Source organism: Nocardia sp. NPDC002869 (assembly GCF_046764065.1).
In the GTDB taxonomy this organism is placed as follows: Bacteria; Actinomycetota; Actinomycetes; order Mycobacteriales; family Mycobacteriaceae; genus Nocardia; species Nocardia rhamnosiphila.
On sequence record NZ_JBKOOL010000020.1, the window covers coordinates 40,150 to 54,361 of the forward strand.

General features: G+C 68.4%; 17 protein-coding genes and 1 pseudogene. 10 read left to right on the forward strand and 8 right to left on the reverse strand.

The window, feature by feature from the left end; all coding sequences use genetic code 11:
* Positions 1 to 12 precede the first annotated feature (12 nt).
* Entirely contained in the window at positions 13 to 852 is an 840-nt protein-coding gene (locus ACLML9_RS06245; RefSeq protein WP_411944578.1) for an acyl-CoA thioesterase, read from the forward strand.
* 10 nt (positions 853 to 862) lie between these two features.
* Here the strand turns inward: ACLML9_RS06245 and ACLML9_RS06250 are convergent, their stop codons facing one another.
* Entirely contained in the window at positions 863 to 2,581 is a 1,719-nt protein-coding gene (locus ACLML9_RS06250) for a GMC family oxidoreductase N-terminal domain-containing protein (RefSeq protein ID WP_411944579.1), read from the reverse strand.
* Between the two features lie 117 nt (positions 2,582 to 2,698).
* Between ACLML9_RS06250 and ACLML9_RS06255 the strand changes: the two genes are divergently transcribed.
* Entirely contained in the window at positions 2,699 to 3,394 is a 696-nt protein-coding gene (locus ACLML9_RS06255) for a TetR/AcrR family transcriptional regulator (RefSeq protein ID WP_411944580.1), read from the forward strand.
* A 30-nt stretch (positions 3,395 to 3,424) separates the two neighbouring features.
* Here ACLML9_RS06255 and ACLML9_RS06260 read toward each other — a convergent pair whose 3' ends face one another.
* Both ACLML9_RS06260 and ACLML9_RS06265 read right to left on the reverse strand, forming a co-directional pair.
* Positions 3,425 to 4,627 carry an AI-2E family transporter gene (locus ACLML9_RS06260; RefSeq protein WP_411944581.1) on the reverse strand — a complete coding sequence of 401 codons (1,203 nt, stop codon included), beginning with the start codon at positions 4,625 to 4,627 and terminating at the stop codon, positions 3,425 to 3,427.
* Positions 4,628 to 5,031: 404 nt separating this feature from the next.
* Complete coding sequence (locus ACLML9_RS06265) at positions 5,032 to 6,357, reverse strand: family 1 glycosylhydrolase (RefSeq protein ID WP_411944582.1); 1,326 nt, start codon at positions 6,355 to 6,357, stop codon at positions 5,032 to 5,034.
* Between the two features lie 379 nt (positions 6,358 to 6,736).
* Here ACLML9_RS06265 and ACLML9_RS06270 point away from each other — a divergent pair, with 379 nt between their 5' ends.
* The gene (locus ACLML9_RS06270; protein WP_411944583.1) at positions 6,737 to 6,943 is read left to right on the forward strand and encodes a recombinase family protein; all 207 of its coding nucleotides are present in this window, start codon (positions 6,737 to 6,739) and stop codon (positions 6,941 to 6,943) included.
* On the opposite strand, the gene ACLML9_RS06275 is transcribed toward ACLML9_RS06270, so the two are convergent.
* Genes ACLML9_RS06275 through ACLML9_RS06285 form a run of 3 tightly spaced genes read right to left on the reverse strand, consistent with a single transcriptional unit; the run spans position 6,932 to position 8,343 of the window.
* Entirely contained in the window at positions 6,932 to 7,297 is a 366-nt protein-coding gene (locus tag ACLML9_RS06275; protein WP_411944584.1) for an alpha/beta fold hydrolase, read from the reverse strand. The genes ACLML9_RS06270 and ACLML9_RS06275 overlap by 12 nt on opposite strands.
* 9 nt (positions 7,298 to 7,306) lie before the next feature.
* On the reverse strand, positions 7,307 to 7,531 hold the full coding sequence (locus ACLML9_RS06280) for a pyridoxamine 5'-phosphate oxidase family protein (RefSeq protein WP_411944585.1): 225 nt from the start codon (positions 7,529 to 7,531) through the stop codon (positions 7,307 to 7,309).
* Complete coding sequence (locus tag ACLML9_RS06285; protein WP_411944586.1) at positions 7,528 to 8,343, reverse strand: NAD(P)H-binding protein; 816 nt, start codon at positions 8,341 to 8,343, stop codon at positions 7,528 to 7,530. The genes ACLML9_RS06280 and ACLML9_RS06285 overlap by 4 nt, the downstream gene beginning before the upstream one ends.
* Before the next feature lie 88 nt (positions 8,344 to 8,431).
* Here ACLML9_RS06285 and ACLML9_RS06290 point away from each other — a divergent pair, with 88 nt between their 5' ends.
* Positions 8,432 to 9,004, forward strand: a complete 573-nt coding sequence (locus ACLML9_RS06290) for a TetR/AcrR family transcriptional regulator (RefSeq protein WP_411944587.1) — start codon at positions 8,432 to 8,434, stop codon at positions 9,002 to 9,004.
* Between the two features lie 417 nt (positions 9,005 to 9,421).
* Here the strand turns inward: ACLML9_RS06290 and ACLML9_RS06295 are convergent, their stop codons facing one another.
* Entirely contained in the window at positions 9,422 to 9,814 is a 393-nt protein-coding gene (locus ACLML9_RS06295; protein ID WP_411944588.1) for an iron chaperone, read from the reverse strand.
* A 44-nt stretch (positions 9,815 to 9,858) separates the two neighbouring features.
* On the opposite strand from ACLML9_RS06295, the gene ACLML9_RS06300 reads away from it, so the two are divergent.
* Together ACLML9_RS06300 and ACLML9_RS06305 are read left to right on the forward strand one after the other, a co-directional pair.
* A complete protein-coding gene (locus ACLML9_RS06300; RefSeq protein WP_411944589.1) occupies positions 9,859 to 10,044 on the forward strand; it encodes a hypothetical protein in 186 nt (61 codons plus the stop codon).
* Complete coding sequence (locus ACLML9_RS06305; protein WP_411944590.1) at positions 10,016 to 10,243, forward strand: hypothetical protein; 228 nt, start codon at positions 10,016 to 10,018, stop codon at positions 10,241 to 10,243. The genes ACLML9_RS06300 and ACLML9_RS06305 overlap by 29 nt, the downstream gene beginning before the upstream one ends.
* Positions 10,244 to 10,271: 28 nt before the next feature.
* Here ACLML9_RS06305 and ACLML9_RS06310 read toward each other — a convergent pair whose 3' ends face one another.
* On the reverse strand, positions 10,272 to 10,451 hold the full coding sequence (locus tag ACLML9_RS06310) for a hypothetical protein (RefSeq protein ID WP_411944591.1): 180 nt from the start codon (positions 10,449 to 10,451) through the stop codon (positions 10,272 to 10,274).
* A gap of 111 nt (positions 10,452 to 10,562) precedes the next feature.
* Here ACLML9_RS06310 and ACLML9_RS06315 point away from each other — a divergent pair.
* The 4 genes and pseudogenes from ACLML9_RS06315 to ACLML9_RS06330 all read left to right on the forward strand — a co-directional run bounded on the left by ACLML9_RS06315 (position 10,563) and on the right by ACLML9_RS06330 (position 14,065).
* A pseudogene (locus ACLML9_RS06315) lies at positions 10,563 to 11,269 on the forward strand (SDR family NAD(P)-dependent oxidoreductase).
* A gap of 212 nt (positions 11,270 to 11,481) precedes the next feature.
* Positions 11,482 to 11,769 (forward strand): hypothetical protein, encoded by a 288-nt coding sequence (locus tag ACLML9_RS06320; protein ID WP_411944592.1) that lies wholly within the window; start codon positions 11,482 to 11,484, stop codon positions 11,767 to 11,769.
* Complete coding sequence (locus ACLML9_RS06325; protein ID WP_411944593.1) at positions 11,766 to 12,398, forward strand: MarR family transcriptional regulator; 633 nt, start codon at positions 11,766 to 11,768, stop codon at positions 12,396 to 12,398. The genes ACLML9_RS06320 and ACLML9_RS06325 overlap by 4 nt, the downstream gene beginning before the upstream one ends.
* A gap of 2 nt (positions 12,399 to 12,400) precedes the next feature.
* On the forward strand, positions 12,401 to 14,065 hold the full coding sequence (locus ACLML9_RS06330; protein ID WP_411944594.1) for a pyruvate, phosphate dikinase: 1,665 nt from the start codon (positions 12,401 to 12,403) through the stop codon (positions 14,063 to 14,065).
* Positions 14,066 to 14,212 lie beyond the last annotated feature (147 nt).

Sequence of the window (14,212 nt, forward strand, 5' to 3'; positions counted from 1 at the left end):
TCTGGAGGATCCGTGACCGGGATCGACGCGCCGACCCATCCTTTCGATACGGCTATCGCTGTGGAATACACCGACGGGCACCGGCTGGCCGGTCACACCTGCCCCGATTACGCCAATATGGTCGGCCCGTTCGGCGGCGTTACCGCGGCGGCGCTGCTGCGGGCGGTCGAACGGCATCCCGAACGGGCCGGTGATCCGCTGTCGCTGACGGTGAACTACGCGGGACCGATCGCCGACGGGCCCTTCGAGATCACCGCGCGGCCGGTACGCACCAATCGCACGAATCAGCATTGGCAGCTCGAACTCACCCAGGACGGGACGGTCACCACCACCGCGACCGCGGTATTCGGCATCCGTCGCGATACCTGGTCGGATCTCGAGCTGAGCATGCCGTCGGTGCCGGGGCCGGACGCCGAGGGCGTGGAACCGCAGATTTTCCCGGATTTCATCGCCTGGGGCCGCAACTATGATCTGCGGTTCGTCGCCGGCGCCGTCCCCGATGTCGAGCCCACCGCCGAGATTCCGGAGAATCCCGACTCGGTGAGCACCCTGTGGCTCCGCGACACCCCGGCCCGGCCGGTGGACTTCGCCTCGCTCACCGCTATGTCGGACGCGTTCTATCCCCGCGTGTTCCTGCGGCGCGGGCGCTACCTACCGGCCGGCACGATCTCACTCACCGTGTACTTCCACGCCACCGCCGAGGAACTGGCCGCCCAGGGCACCGAATATCTGCTGGGCCGCGCCCGCGCGAACCGCTTCGGGCACGGTCACTTCGATCAGATCGCCCACCTGTGGGGTCACGACGGCACCTTGCTGGCGACCAGCCATCAGCTGGTCTACTTCAAGGGCTGAGACCGCCGGTTCAGCTCGCGGCCGGGTCGGTCACCGGTGTGATCGGCAACCGCAGCGCGCCCGGCGCCGATTCGGGGACGACCGGGGATTTCGGTGCCACCGGCGCGATCCGGCGGTACGGCGCGTCCTGCGGGGGCCGGGGATCCTGTTCGCCCTTGTTCGGCCAGTACGCGGCGGCGCGCTCGGCCTGGGCGGTGATGGTCAGGGACGGATTGACCCCCAGGTTCGCCGAGACCGCGGCGCCGTCCACCACGCTCAGGGTCGGGTAGCCGAAGACCCGGTGGTAGGCGTCGATCACCCCGGTATCGCGGTCGGCGCCGATCGCGGCGCCGCCGAGGAAATGCGCGGTGAGCGGAATATTGAACACTTCGCCCCAGGTACCGCCCGCGGTGCCGCCGATCTGCTCGGCGACCCGGCGGGTGGCTTCGTTGCCCGCCGGGATCCAGGTCGGGTTCGGCTCGCCGTGCCCCTGCTTGCTGGTCAGTTTGCGGCCGAAGAGTCCGCGGGTGGTGTAGGTGGTGATGGAGTTGTCCAGATGCTGCATCACCAGCGAGATGATGGTCCGTTCGCTCCAGTTGCGGACGCTCAGGAAGCTGAGCAGCAACAGGGGGTGACGCAGCGCGGTACCCAGGAACCGCAGCCACCGCGGAAGGCGGCCGCCGCCGTCGACCATCAGCGTCTGCAGCAAGCCCATCGCGTTGGAACCCCGCCCGTATCGCACCGGCTCGATATGGGTGTCGGGGGTGGGGTGGATCGACGAGGTGATCGCGACGCCCCGGGTGAAGTCCTGGCCCGGCGCGAGCTTCTTGGTGGCGGCGCCGACGATGGATTCGGAGTTGGTGCGGGTGAGCAGGCCGAGCCGGTCGGACAGTTCCGGGAGCACCCGCCGGTCCCGCATCTCGTGCAGGAGGCGCTGGGTGCCGAGGGTGCCGGCGGCGACCACGACCTGGCGGGCGGTGTAGGTGGTGCGCTGTGTGCGCACCCAGGCGCCGGTGCGCTGCGCCGAGACCACCCAGCTGCCGTCGGGTTGCGGCCGCAGTTCGGTCACCGTCGTCATCGGCACCACCTGCGCCCCGGCGCGTTCGGCCAGGTACAGGTAATTCTTGACGAGGGTGTTCTTCGCCCCGAACTTGCATCCGACCATGCAGTCGCCGCATTCCAGGCACCCGGTGCGGGCCGGGCCGACGCCGCCGAAGTAGGGGTCGTCCACGGTCTCGCCGGGTTCACCGAAGAACACGCCGACCGGGGTCCGGACGAAGGTGTCGCCGACGCCCATATCCTCGGCGACCTGTTTGAAGACTTCGTCGGCCGGCGTCATATGCGGGTTCTGCACCACGCCGAGCATGCGCTTCGCCTGCTCGTAGTAGGGCGTGAGTTCGCCACGCCAGTCGGTGATATCGCGCCACTGCGGGTCCTGGAAGAACGGCTCCGGCGGGACGTAGAGAGTGTTGGCGTAGTTGAGCGATCCGCCACCGACCCCCGCGCCGCCGAGGATGAGCACATTGCGCAGGGGATGGATGCGCTGGATGCCGTAGCAGCCGAGTTTCGGCGCCCACAGGAACTTGCGCAGATCCCAGCTGGTCTTGGGCAGTTCGTCGTCGGCGTAGCGGCGGCCGGCTTCCAGGACGCCGACGGTATAGCCCTTTTCGATCAGCCGCAGGGCGGTGACACTGCCACCGAACCCGGAACCGACGATGAGAACATCGAAATCCGTGGCCGCCTCGGACATGGGACTTCTCCTTGGGTTCGGATGGTCAGCAGTGACTTGCGGTAACATTAACACAGCCGAAGTGGAGCAATGCTCACTACTGTTGACAGTGCTCTCTGAATTGGCCAGGGTGGTCCTATGACCACCCCCCGTGCCCGCGCCCGGGCCCAGACGATGATCGATATCAAGCGGATCGCGCGCGAACATCTTGCCACCGACGGCGCCGCCGCCCTGTCGTTACGCGCGGTGGCCCGTGACCTGGGCGTGGTTTCCTCCGCGGTCTACCGCTATGTCCGCAGCCGGGACGAATTGCTGACCCTGCTGGTGGTCGACGGATACGACGCGCTGGGCGATGCCGTGGACGCCGCGCTCGCCGCCGCACCCGACGATCCGATCGAACAGTTCCGGGTCACCGCGCGCACCGTCCGCGCCTGGGCGCTCGCCGAACCCGCCTGGTACGGCCTGCTGTTCGGCACTCCGGTACCCGGATACGCCGCCCCGGCCGATCGCACGGTCACCCCGGGCACCCGGGTGATCGTGACGCTGATGGGGATTTTTGCCGCGGCCCATCGCCGTGGACTGCTTGTGCCTCCGGCGACGGACCGGCCGCCGCTCACCGGGCCGCTCGCCGATGATTTCGTCCGGATCCGGGCCGAATTCGGGCTCGAGGTGCCGGACTGGGTGCTGGCGCGCGGGCTCACCGTCTGGTGCGCGCTGTTCGGCGCCGTGAACTTCGATGTCTTCGATATGTACGGCGCGGACACCTTCCGCGACCGCACGCAGGTCTTCGAAACCCATATCGCCGGCCTGGAAACGCTGCTCGGCGTGGCGTGAACCGGATCTCGTGGTAGCTCGGGCTCGGCGCTACCGGCCGGGTTCCGCGGACTTTTCGGTATCGACCTCGGGTGTCACCGGATCCGCGGCTGCCTTCGCTGCCGGATCCCCTTCGGACACGGCCACGTCGATCTGTTCGCTGATGTAGCGGACCACGACCGCCACCACCGCGACCACCGGTACCGCCAGGAACGCTCCCGTGATGCCGTACAGGGTGCCGCCCCCGGTGACTGCCAGCAGCACCACGACCGCGTGCAGTTTCATGGTGCGGCTCTGCAGCACCGGTTGCAGCACATTACCCTCGAGCTGCTGCACCGCGATGATGATGACGAGCACGATGAGCGCGGTGGTGAACCCGTTACCGACCAGCGCCACGAGCACCGCCAGCGCACCGGCGACGAACGCGCCCACCATCGGGATGAAGCCGCCCAGGAATGTCAGTGCGGTCAGCACACCCCACAGCGGCACGCCGAGCAGGACCAGCCCGAGCCCGATGAAGAACGCGTCGATAAAGCTGACCAGCGCCTGGGTGCGGATGAATCCGCCGAGCACATCCCAGACCCGCACCAGTACTTCCTCGAAATGCCGGCCGCTGCGCCCGCCGGTGAACTTGTGCATCCACGGGACGAATTTCGGCCCGTCCTTCACGAAGAAGAAGCTGAGGATCAGCACCAGGAATATCGTGACCAGCACGGAGGTAGCGGTACTGACCCCGGTGAAGACACCGGAGGCGATCTGCTCGGCGCTGGACTGCACCCGCGACACCACCGCGTCGACGGCCGAGTTGAGCTGTTCGTCGCGGATGTTCAGTGGTGGGCCCTGCAGCCAGTCCCGGACCGTGTTGATACCCGTGGTGGCCTTGTCGGAGAGTTCGGGCACCTGATCCACCACCGAGGGCACGATCAACGCGACCCCACCCGCCAGCACCCCGATGAAACCGATGAGCGTGAGCGAGGCCGCCGCGGCCGGTGGCAACCCCGCTTTCACCAGCAGGCGGGTGGGCGGCCAGAGCACCGTGGAGACCACGATCGCGAGCAGCACCGGCAGCAGGACCACCCACAGCCGGGCCGCCAGGAAACCCAGTACCCAGGCGCCCGCCGCAATGGCGACGACGCATAACGCCCATTTGGCCAGCCACAACACGCCGGAGCCGAAGACGTCCCCCCGATCGGGAGGTCGCGTGGTGCTGGTGGCGCGAGTGCGGTCGGCGCGGACTTCCTTCTCCCCGTTCACCCGGCCAGTCTCGCACGACCGGCCCGATCCGGCATCGCACCGGTCCGGGCCGAACGGGTCACAGCACCACGCCGGGGTTCAGGATGGCGCGGGGGTCGAAGGCCCGGCGCAGTTCACGTCTCGCCCTGGTCGACACGGTCGGCAATCTCGGCGGATTCGCCGGTCCCTGCCTCTTCGGCTGGTTCGAGGATCTCACCGCCGGCGACGACACCGGTCTCTCGCCGATCGCCGACCTGTCCGCGCTGTCGGCGGTGATCGCGTTCGCCGGCGAACGCTCGGCGGCGACGCGCCCGGGACGACCGAACCCGGCCGCGAAACCGGACGGAACAGCGGCGCGGCCCGTCGAGGTCGGCCGAACTACCCGGCGAGGTATCGCCCCGGCCGATCAGGTCGCCGTGCGCGGATCAGCGCGGCACGGTGACCTGATCGGTGCAGCTGGTGAGTCCGTCCACGATCGAACAGGCGGCCGGCGCGCGGGTCGGCCGGTAATCGCCGGGGACGCCGCCGCGCCGGGTGAGGGCCGTGTAGGCGGCCACGGCGTCGGTGGGCCGCCGGGTGAGGGCGGGATCGCCGAGTACGTCGACGGTGTACAGCCCGAATCTCGGTGTGTAGGAGCCCCATTCATAGTTGTCGGTGAGGCTCCAGTAGTTGTATCCGATGACATTTATGCCGTCGGCCGCCGCGCGCTGTATCCAGTACACGGTGTCCCGCAGGAGGTCGGCGCGGAGGTAGCCGTCCGCCCGCGGGTGCCCGTTCTCGGTCGGCATCCCGTTCTCCACGATGTAGAGGGGTTTGCCCGGGAAGCGCCGCGCATAGTGATCGAGCGCGTAGTAGATACCCTCCGATTGCAGCGACAGTGTCCACATCTTGCCGGGGTCGGGGATCCGGGCGAGAACCTCGGCGGGGGAGAACCCGTAGTAGTAGTCGATCCCGATGTAGTCCAGTTTCGCGCCGACCCGGCCGATGAACGCGCCGTTCACGGCGTCTTCGGCGGTGGGGATATAAGCGACATTGCTGCTCACCATAGCCCCCGGCTGTACTCGGTGGATGTGGTCGTAGATCGCATTGTGGGCGTCGGCCAGCCGGTCCTGCATCGCCGGGATATCCGGGACACCGATCCCGCCGTGACGCACCTCGTTCATGAGGTAGGCGGCGGGCTCGTTGAAGGTGATCCACAGCGGTTCGAACCGGGCGTACCGGTCGACGACCCGGCGGGCGTTGGTGAGCCAGTCCTCGACCATTCCGGCGCGCCGCCACCCGCCGCGATCGACCTGCCAGCCCGGATAGACCCAATGGTCGAGGGTGAGCATGGGGCGCATCCCCGCCGCGCGAATGGCCTCGACGACCTCGTCGTAGAACCGGAAACCGTCCTCGTCCCATTCGCCCGGACGCGGTTGTACCCGGGCCCATTCGATACCGATCCGGTAGGCGCGCACCCCGAGTTGTTCGGCCAGGGCGATATCGGACCGGTAGCGCGAGTAGAAATCGACCGAGTCGAGATACGGGTCCTCGGTTTTCCCGGCCGCGATATAACGGGTCCAGTTGCTGTCCGGCGCATGTCCTTCGGACTGGAATCCCGAAGAGGCGACCCCCCACAGGAAGCCGGCACCCAGCGGGGCGACCTCGACCGGGGGCGCGGGGCGCGCACCGGCTCGTCCTGTTCCCAGGACGACAGCGCCGGCGGCTACCGCGCTGGTGGTCAGAAATCGTCGACGGTTCACCGGACCCATCGGATCGGTCTCCTGTCCTCTGTTCGTCTCCGTCTCGCGGCGTTCGCACCAGACTAGCGGCGCGGCATCGGATTCGGTCCGGACCGTTCGTATCCCGCCCCAGCGGCCTCGGCCGGGTGCAAGGGGGGAGTGGCAGGTGCCGGGCCTGTGCCTCCCGGAAAGGCGCGTGCCGTGGGTGGCGAACAGATCGGGTCTCGTCGGTCGATTCGGGCTACTGGAACTGCTGGGGTGTCCGTCACACCCGCCTGCCACCAACGATTAATTAATCTGTCGATATCTAGATATGCGCATCTAACTACTGCCTGCTGCCCTGACCGATGCGCTCGAGCCACTTTCCCTCGACGGCGATGCCCTGGATCCGATCGGCGGGGGAGGGGCCTTGATCGGGTACGCCCGCGTCTCGACCCGCGACCAGAACCTCGATCGGCAGACCCGCGCGCTGAAGGTGGCCGGGTGCAAGAAGCGCGCAGGCCGTCCTGGACGAACGAGTCGTCCAGGAACATGGACTCGCCGACGCCGATGGTCCGGATGGCCTGCCACAGGTCCCGGCCGGCCTCGGGGAACTCGTCCCAGCTCATCGGTTTGACGATGGTCTCGGTGAACGCGACCCCGCGTACCCGGCTGGGATGGCGGGCTGCCCAGTCGAACGCGAGCGCACCGCCCCACATCGTGTCCGACGAGCACGACCTTGCCGAGCCCGAGTGCGTCGAACCAGGCGTCCAGGTACCGCGCGGTCGGCGAACGTGTAGTCGATCGGCGGCTTGCCCGACTCACCCATGCCGATCAGGTCCGGGGCGAGCAGCCGTCCGGGGCCGACGATGGGCAGGACGTTGCGCCACAGGTACGACGAGGTCGGGTTGCCGTGCAGGAACACGATCGGTGCGCCGGTGCCGGTCTCGCGATGGTGCATGGTCGAGTCGAGTATGTGGGTGTCGGGCATGGATATCCTTCAGAGGTCGAGGGTGAGGATGCGATCGACCGCGATCTCGATGACGACGCGACCGGCGGGGTCGGGCGGGGCACAGCGATAGCGTCGGTGGTACCGGCGGGCCGTGCTCGCCGGGTCGTCCCAGGTGAGCCGGGCCGGTGCGACGTGCGGTGTGCCGTCCGCGCGGATCGTGGTGAAGGTCGCGATCCGCGGCTCGGTGAGGAACGCCTGGACCGTGGGTTTCATCGGAAGGCGGCGGCGGTGCGGGTGGCCCAGTCGGCGAAGGTGTGCGGGGCGCGACCGAGGACGTGTGCCACGTCGGGGCTGATGCGCTGTTCGGCGGGCAGCGGGTCGCCGAGGATGGCGAGGGTGCCGTCGACGACCGGTTCGGGCATGAATGTGAGCATCTGGGCACGCGCCTCGTCGCGAGTCTGTTCGACGTAGCGCACCGGTGTGCCGAGCGCGGCGCCGATTGCGGCGGCCCGGTCACGTGGGGTGACCAGCTCCGGGCCGGTCAGCTCGTAGGTCCGGCCCGCATGTTTGTCCTCGCGCAGCGTCGCTGCGGCGACCGCGGCGACGTCGGCGGGATCGACGGTCGGCAGCCCGATGCTGCCGAACGGCGCGGCGGCGGTGAGGTTGGCGCGGATGGACTCGGCCCACGCGTAGGCGTTGGAGTCGAGGCCGCCGGAGCGCAGGATTGTCCAGTCCAGCCCGGAGTCGCGCACCGCGGCTTCGAACGCCGCTGCATGGCCGTACGCCGCCGGTCGGGTGCCGACGCCCTGGGACGACACCAAAACGACCCGCCGGACACCCTTCTCCTCGGCGACACCGAGGATCGCCGCCGGATCATCGCCGGCGACAAGAAGGAACAAGGCGGTGGCTCCCTCGAACGCGGTCCGCAGACCGTGTGGGTCGCCCAGGTCGGCCGACCGGTGCGGTACACCGTCCGGCAGCGGCCCGGGGCGGCGGGATACGGCGACTACGTCCTCGCCGGCGGCTGTGAGGATCCGAACCAGCTCGCCGCCGACATTTCCGGTCGCGCCCGTTACCACGATCATCGTGTACCTCTCGCATGCAATTAGTTAGTTGACTGACTTACCCATGACACGCTAGCCGACCCGCACTGGCTTGTCTACACTTAGTCAGGTGACTCACTCACCAACGTCGACGCCGGGTAAGCGGGAACGGCTCACCGCCGCCGCGGCCACTGTCCTGCACGAGCAGGGGGTCGAGAAGACGACGCTTGCCGATATCGCGCGCGCCGCCGACGTACCGATCGGGAACGTCTACTACTACTTCAAGACCAAGGGCGAACTGGTCGAGGCCGCCATCGGCACCCACGGCGAGGCGCTGCGCGCACTGCTCGCCGACCTCGACACCCTACCCACCCCCCGCGAGCGGCTGAAGGCGCTCGTCCGCGGCTGGGTCGACCAGCGCGACCTCGCGGCACGGTACGGGTGCCCCACCGGCACGCTGGCCTCGGAGCTGGACAAGCGCGCCGACGGTCTGGACCGCAAACTGGCCGAGCACATGCGCAGCCTGGTCGACTGGGCCGAACGGCAGTTCCGCGAGATGGGCCACGGACAGGACGCGCGCGAGCTGGCCGTCGCGCTGATCGCGGCATACCAGGGGATCTCGGTGCTGACCAACACCTTCCGCGAGCCCGAGCTGATGGCCACCGAGGGCCGCCGCCTGCAACGCTGGATCGACTCCCTCTAACCCGCTCCTGGTAGTCATACCGGGTCCGCTTCGCGCACGGCTGGAGCGCTATATGTTCCGATAGCAACCGGTGGGCCGTCCAAGAGGCCGCGAACCGGCCGAACTGGGGCGCTACCGCCTTCGACCACCGTCCCACCCCTTGGAATCAATCATCTAGCGTGTCTACCGACCATGCGGGTCCGACCACCTGAACGCGGAGCCATCGGCACGAACCACTCGCCGCGGCGCATCCCAGCATTTAAAGAAGGATACGTAGATATGCGCATCTAAACATGTCCAATTCATCACACCCAACCTGACTCAAAAAGCGACCCAAAAACGAACAGGGGGGAGAGCCCACCCGAGTGTTGCGCTCGGGTGGGCTGTCACGTTGTCCGTGGCCCGCCGCCACGGTGGGACAGTCAGGCCTCGGATAGTTCAGCCGACCGATTTGGCGAGCAGTTCACCGATCCGGCTCTCGTCGGCCGGGGTGAGTCTCGTCAGCGCAAAGGCGGTCGGCCACAGGGCCCCGTGGTCCAGGTTGGCCGAGTCGTTGAAACCGGGGGTGGCGTAGCGGGCCTTGAACTTGGCCGCGCTCTGGAAGAAGCAGACGACCTTGCCGTCCTTGGCATAGGCCGGCATGCCGTACCAGAGCTTCGGGGACAGCGCCGGTGCGCTGGTCTTGACGAGGGCGTGGATCCGTTCGGCCAGAGCGCGGTCGTTCTCCGACATCTCCGCGATTTTGGCGAGCACGTCGCCTTCGCCGTCGGCCTTGGCGGCGCGGGAGCCGCGGCGGGCCGCGGTCTTCAGCTCCTGCACGTGCTCCTTCATCGCGGCCCGCTCCTCGGCGGAGGCAGCAGGTCGCCTACCGCGCGGTGTTCGATGCGGTGGTGTTGCTGCACGAGGGGCGGGCCGCCGAGGCGCTGTCGGGGTTGGCGGCCGACCCGGACGAGATGGATCAGCGGGTCGTGTGGGTGTGGCGGCACTGGTATTTCGCGTTGCGTGCCGAGGCCGTCGGCGTGGGAGCATCTGGTGACGGCTCGGACGGCAGTGGCCGGTGATCCGGTGGCGGGTGCGATCGTCGACCGCGCCGCTGCGCTGGGCAGTTCCGAGTTGTTGCCGGCGGTGGCGGCCGCTTTCGAGGCGGCGCGGTGCGGGTATCAGCGGGCCCGGACGCTGGTGCTGGCGGGCGGGAGTTCCGCCGCGGCGGGTGCGGCCGAGTTCGCGGTACTCGGCTGCACTGCGCCCCGGAGTCGCTGATGCGGGCGGTGGGCCGGGCCACCGCCTGTCACGGTGCGCTGTTGTCGCCTGCCATATCCGCGATGCGCGCGACGATGTCCGGATAGCGTTTGGTGTCGCGGCCATCGAGGTCGATGGCCGCGGCGGTCATCCGGCCTGCGGCGGAGGTGAGGAACTGGCTCGCGTAGCGGGGTCGTGAGCGGCGCGGTGGGCGCCGGAATGTTCCCATCCGGTTGGATGTTCATCGAACCATTCGCTCCGTGGGAAAGGTTCTGTGATGTCCAGTGCTCGTTTTCGTTTCGACGGTAGGACCGCGCTCGTCACCGGTGGTAGCAGCGGTATGGGTCTGGCGACCGCGCGCCGACTGCTCGACGAGGGCGCGCGGGTGATCATCACCGGCCGCGCCCGGGCGGGCCTCGATGCCGCCGCGGCGGAACTGGACGCCGGTGACCGACTGGTCACCGTACAGGGTGATGTCGCGGATCCGGCCGACCTCGATGCGCTCGTGGATACGGCGCGTTCCCGCTTCGGCCGGCTCGATGTCGTGTTCGCGAACGCCGGGACCGCCGCGTTCCGCCCGGTGCCCGACATCACCGAGGACTACTTCGATCGTGTGATCGGCACGAACTTGAAGGGTGTTTTCTTCACCGTTCAGAAGGCGTTGCCGTTGGTTCCCGATCACGGTGCGATCGTGGTGACTCGTCGTGGGCGGTGCACCGCGGTGTCCCGGCGGCGGCACTGTATTCGGCGACCAAGGCGGCTGTCCGGAATCTGGCGCAGGCGTTGGCCGCCGAACTGGCCCCGCGCCGGATCCGGGTCAATTCGATCAGCCCGGGCTATATCGACACTCCTTCGTATCGGGCCGAGGTCTCGGCGGAGGCGCAGGCCGCCGCGATCTCGTCGGTGGCCGCGGCACGGTTGGGTTCCCCGGCGGATATCGCCGCCGCGGTCGCTTTTCTGGCGTCGGACGAGGCGTCCTATATCAACGGCCAGGATGTGCTGGTGGATGGTGGGCTGATCGCCGCGGTCCCCGCGCCCATGGTCTGAACCCTGTCCGCCGCTGACACTTCGGCCTTTCTCGCCGATACCGGCCGCCCTCTTGTGTCGGTCGACTCACACCACTTGATCCACAGCTCGCGCCGCGACACGCCACGATTATCAAATTAGAAATTGTGAGTTGTTTCGATTGCCGATTTCGGAATCAACCACTCGTCAACGTTCGGTTGACGGCGGGATCTCCGTCAACTTAAAGTTGACGAATGGATAGTCAACTGCCGCTACGTAGCGTGGTCGCCACGATCGACCAGGCCTACCCCGGTGACGCCCTGGAACGGCTGTCCGAAGCGGCGTCGAACGGGGCGGACTGGTTGCAGGTGGCCGACCGCCTACTCGACCATGTCGTAGGCCGGGCGCGGCGGGCGGGCCTGTCGTGGGCCGAGATCGGCACCCACCTCGGCGTATCCAGGCAAGCGGCGCAGCAGCGGTTCGCCGACCGGGCCGGCGAGAATCCGGAAACCACTCGTCCGATGCGGGGAGCCCCGTCATGACGCCCCCCGCATCACGAGGTCCGGCCGATGCCGGCCGGCTCGTACTTCATTCCCTGCGCTGTATCGGTCATGCCGGCGTCGCCCGGCTCGCGGCAGCGACGGGGATACCGGAACGTGTGGTCGAAGCAGAGCTGATTGCCCTGTCCGCGAACGGCCTCGTCACGCATTCGAGTGGTGACTTCGGAGGGTGGGGCCCGACCGACGCCGGACGGGTGCTGAACGCCGAACAGATCGCCCACGAGCTGGGCACCACGAAAACAGGCGACGCCGTCACCGCGGCGTACCACCGCTTTCTCACCCTCAACCCGGAAATGCTCGACCTGTGCACGGCATGGCAGATGCGCTCCGCACAGGGGATCGTGACCTCGAACGACCACACCGATCCCGGCTACGACGCCCGCATTCTCGATCGGCTGACCGACCTGGACAGGCGCGCGCAGCGCATCTGCGCGCATCTGTCGGCGGCTCTGCCCCGATTCCGGCGATACGGTCCCCGTCTCGCCGACGCGCTCGCGCGCGCTCGGGCCGGCGAGACGGAGTACGTGGCGACCGATACCTCGTCGTATCACACAGTGTGGTTCCAGCTGCACGAAGATCTCCTGGTGACCCTGGGCATTCCGAGATTCTGACGATGCGATACATCCACCCGCTGGCCGCGGCGACCGAACAACCGGCGGAAGTCCTGGGCGCCAAGGCGCACGGGCTCATCGAGCTGCGCCGCCTGGGTCTGCCCGTTCCCGCCGGCTTCGTCGTCGGTACCGAGGTCTGCCGCGCCTTCTTGCGTGACGGACACTTTCCCGACGGCTTCCATTCCGAGCTCGCCGCCGCCCTCGCCGGCCTCGAAGCCGCCACCCACCGCCGGCTCGGCGACACCGAGAAGCCGCTGACGGTGTCTGTTCGCTCCGGTGCGGCAGTGTCGATGCCCGGCATGATGGATACCGTGCTCAACCTCGGACTCACCGCCGGGGCCGCATGCGGATTGGCCGCAGAGACCGGCGATCCCGGGTTCGCCCTGGCCACCCGGCTGCGATTCCTGTCGAGCTTCGCGTCCGCCATCGCCGGTGCAGCCGGAACGAACTCCGGTGCGGACCGAGCGATCCACCAGGACGCCGGCGGGCTCACAGTCATCCACCACGCGATCCGAGCTGCCGAGGACGTCATCTCCCGGCACGCCGGGCAGCAAGTCCTGCACCGTCCGTTCCGGCAGTTGGAGCTGGCGATCGCCGCGGTGTGTTCTTCCTGGGACACACCGCGAGCGCGGACATTCCGCGCGATCCACGATCTCCCGTCCGACCTCGGGACAGCGGTGACCGTGCAGGCGATGGTGTACGGGCATCGTGACGACCACAGCGGTGCCGGTGTCGCGTTCAGCCGCAACCCCAACACCGGCGAACCGGTGCCCTTCGGCGATGTTCTGTTCGGTGGTCAGGGCGATGATGTGGTCGCCGGGCGATCGCCGACGCTGCCGCTGCACGAACTGGCCGCGCGGGAGCCGGCCGTATGGTCCTGTCTGGTCGCGGCGCTGGCTCGGGTCGAAGCACACGTCCGCGACTCGTGCTGTCTCGAATTCACCGTCGAAGCAGGCGAATTCTGGATCCTGCAGGTCCACCGCGGCAAGGTGGCCGCCGGCGCCGCAGTCCGTCTCGCGGTGGACCTCGCCGGCGAAGGACTCATCGACCGGCGGGAGGCGCTGTTGCGAATCACCCCGCAGCAGCTTCGGCACGCTCGTACCCCGCGAATGGTTCTCGACAGCCCGGAAGACCTCCTCGTCCGCGGACTGGGCGCCTGCCCGGGTGTCGCGGTCGGCCGCATAGCGACCTCCTCCGGCGCCGCGGTCCGCATGGCTGCCGCCGGTCCGGTCATCCTGGTGCGGCCCGATACCTCCCCGCACGATATGCCCGGCCTCGCGGCCGCAGCCGGAATCCTCACCACCCGCGGCGGACCCGCCTGCCACGCCGCCGTCGTCGCCCGGGCCCTGGGCAAACCCGCCGTTGTGCGGGTCACCGGCCTCTCGGTCGACGCCACGTCGATACGAACACCGGAGAACACCTTCCCCGAAGGCACCCTTATCGCCATCGACGGAACCACCGGTGAGGTCACTGCCGGTACCCCGCACATCCACACCCCCGCGACCGATCCCCACCTGCATCGATTACTCGAATGGGCCGACCGGGTATCCGGCGATCACACCCGGCGTGAGGACACCGAACGCCTCGCCGCCGCGCACTCCGCGCTCCTCGGCAGCGCCGGATCGGTCGAATCTACTGCGGGGTCCCGGTTCCGCGCCGGACGATGAGATCGGCGACACCGTCGAGGATTCGCTCCATTCCGAAACGCAGCGCGTGTGTCGGGCTGATCGCCGAGTCGCGCTCGCCGCCGCTCCCGTGCGGGAGGGACACACCGCCTATACGAGTACGGGGTCCGGTGAACTGGCCAGTTCACC

Coding starts and splice junctions, on each gene's coding strand:
- ACLML9_RS06295 (WP_411944588.1), bottom strand. CDS start 9,814: ATGAAGGAGCACGTGCAGGAGCTGAAGACCGCGGCCCGCCGCGGCTCC.
- ACLML9_RS06310 (WP_411944591.1), bottom strand. CDS start 10,451: ATGGGAACATTCCGGCGCCCACCGCGCCGCTCACGACCCCGCTACGCG.
- ACLML9_RS06275 (WP_411944584.1), bottom strand. CDS start 7,297: ATGCCCGACACCCACATACTCGACTCGACCATGCACCATCGCGAGACC.
- ACLML9_RS06330 (WP_411944594.1), top strand. CDS start 12,401: ATGCGATACATCCACCCGCTGGCCGCGGCGACCGAACAACCGGCGGAA.
- ACLML9_RS06280 (WP_411944585.1), bottom strand. CDS start 7,531: ATGAAACCCACGGTCCAGGCGTTCCTCACCGAGCCGCGGATCGCGACC.
- ACLML9_RS06325 (WP_411944593.1), top strand. CDS start 11,766: ATGACGCCCCCCGCATCACGAGGTCCGGCCGATGCCGGCCGGCTCGTA.
- ACLML9_RS06320 (WP_411944592.1), top strand. CDS start 11,482: ATGGATAGTCAACTGCCGCTACGTAGCGTGGTCGCCACGATCGACCAG.
- ACLML9_RS06265 (WP_411944582.1), bottom strand. CDS start 6,357: ATGGGTCCGGTGAACCGTCGACGATTTCTGACCACCAGCGCGGTAGCC.
- ACLML9_RS06285 (WP_411944586.1), bottom strand. CDS start 8,343: ATGATCGTGGTAACGGGCGCGACCGGAAATGTCGGCGGCGAGCTGGTT.
- ACLML9_RS06255 (WP_411944580.1), top strand. CDS start 2,699: ATGACCACCCCCCGTGCCCGCGCCCGGGCCCAGACGATGATCGATATC.
- ACLML9_RS06250 (WP_411944579.1), bottom strand. CDS start 2,581: ATGTCCGAGGCGGCCACGGATTTCGATGTTCTCATCGTCGGTTCCGGG.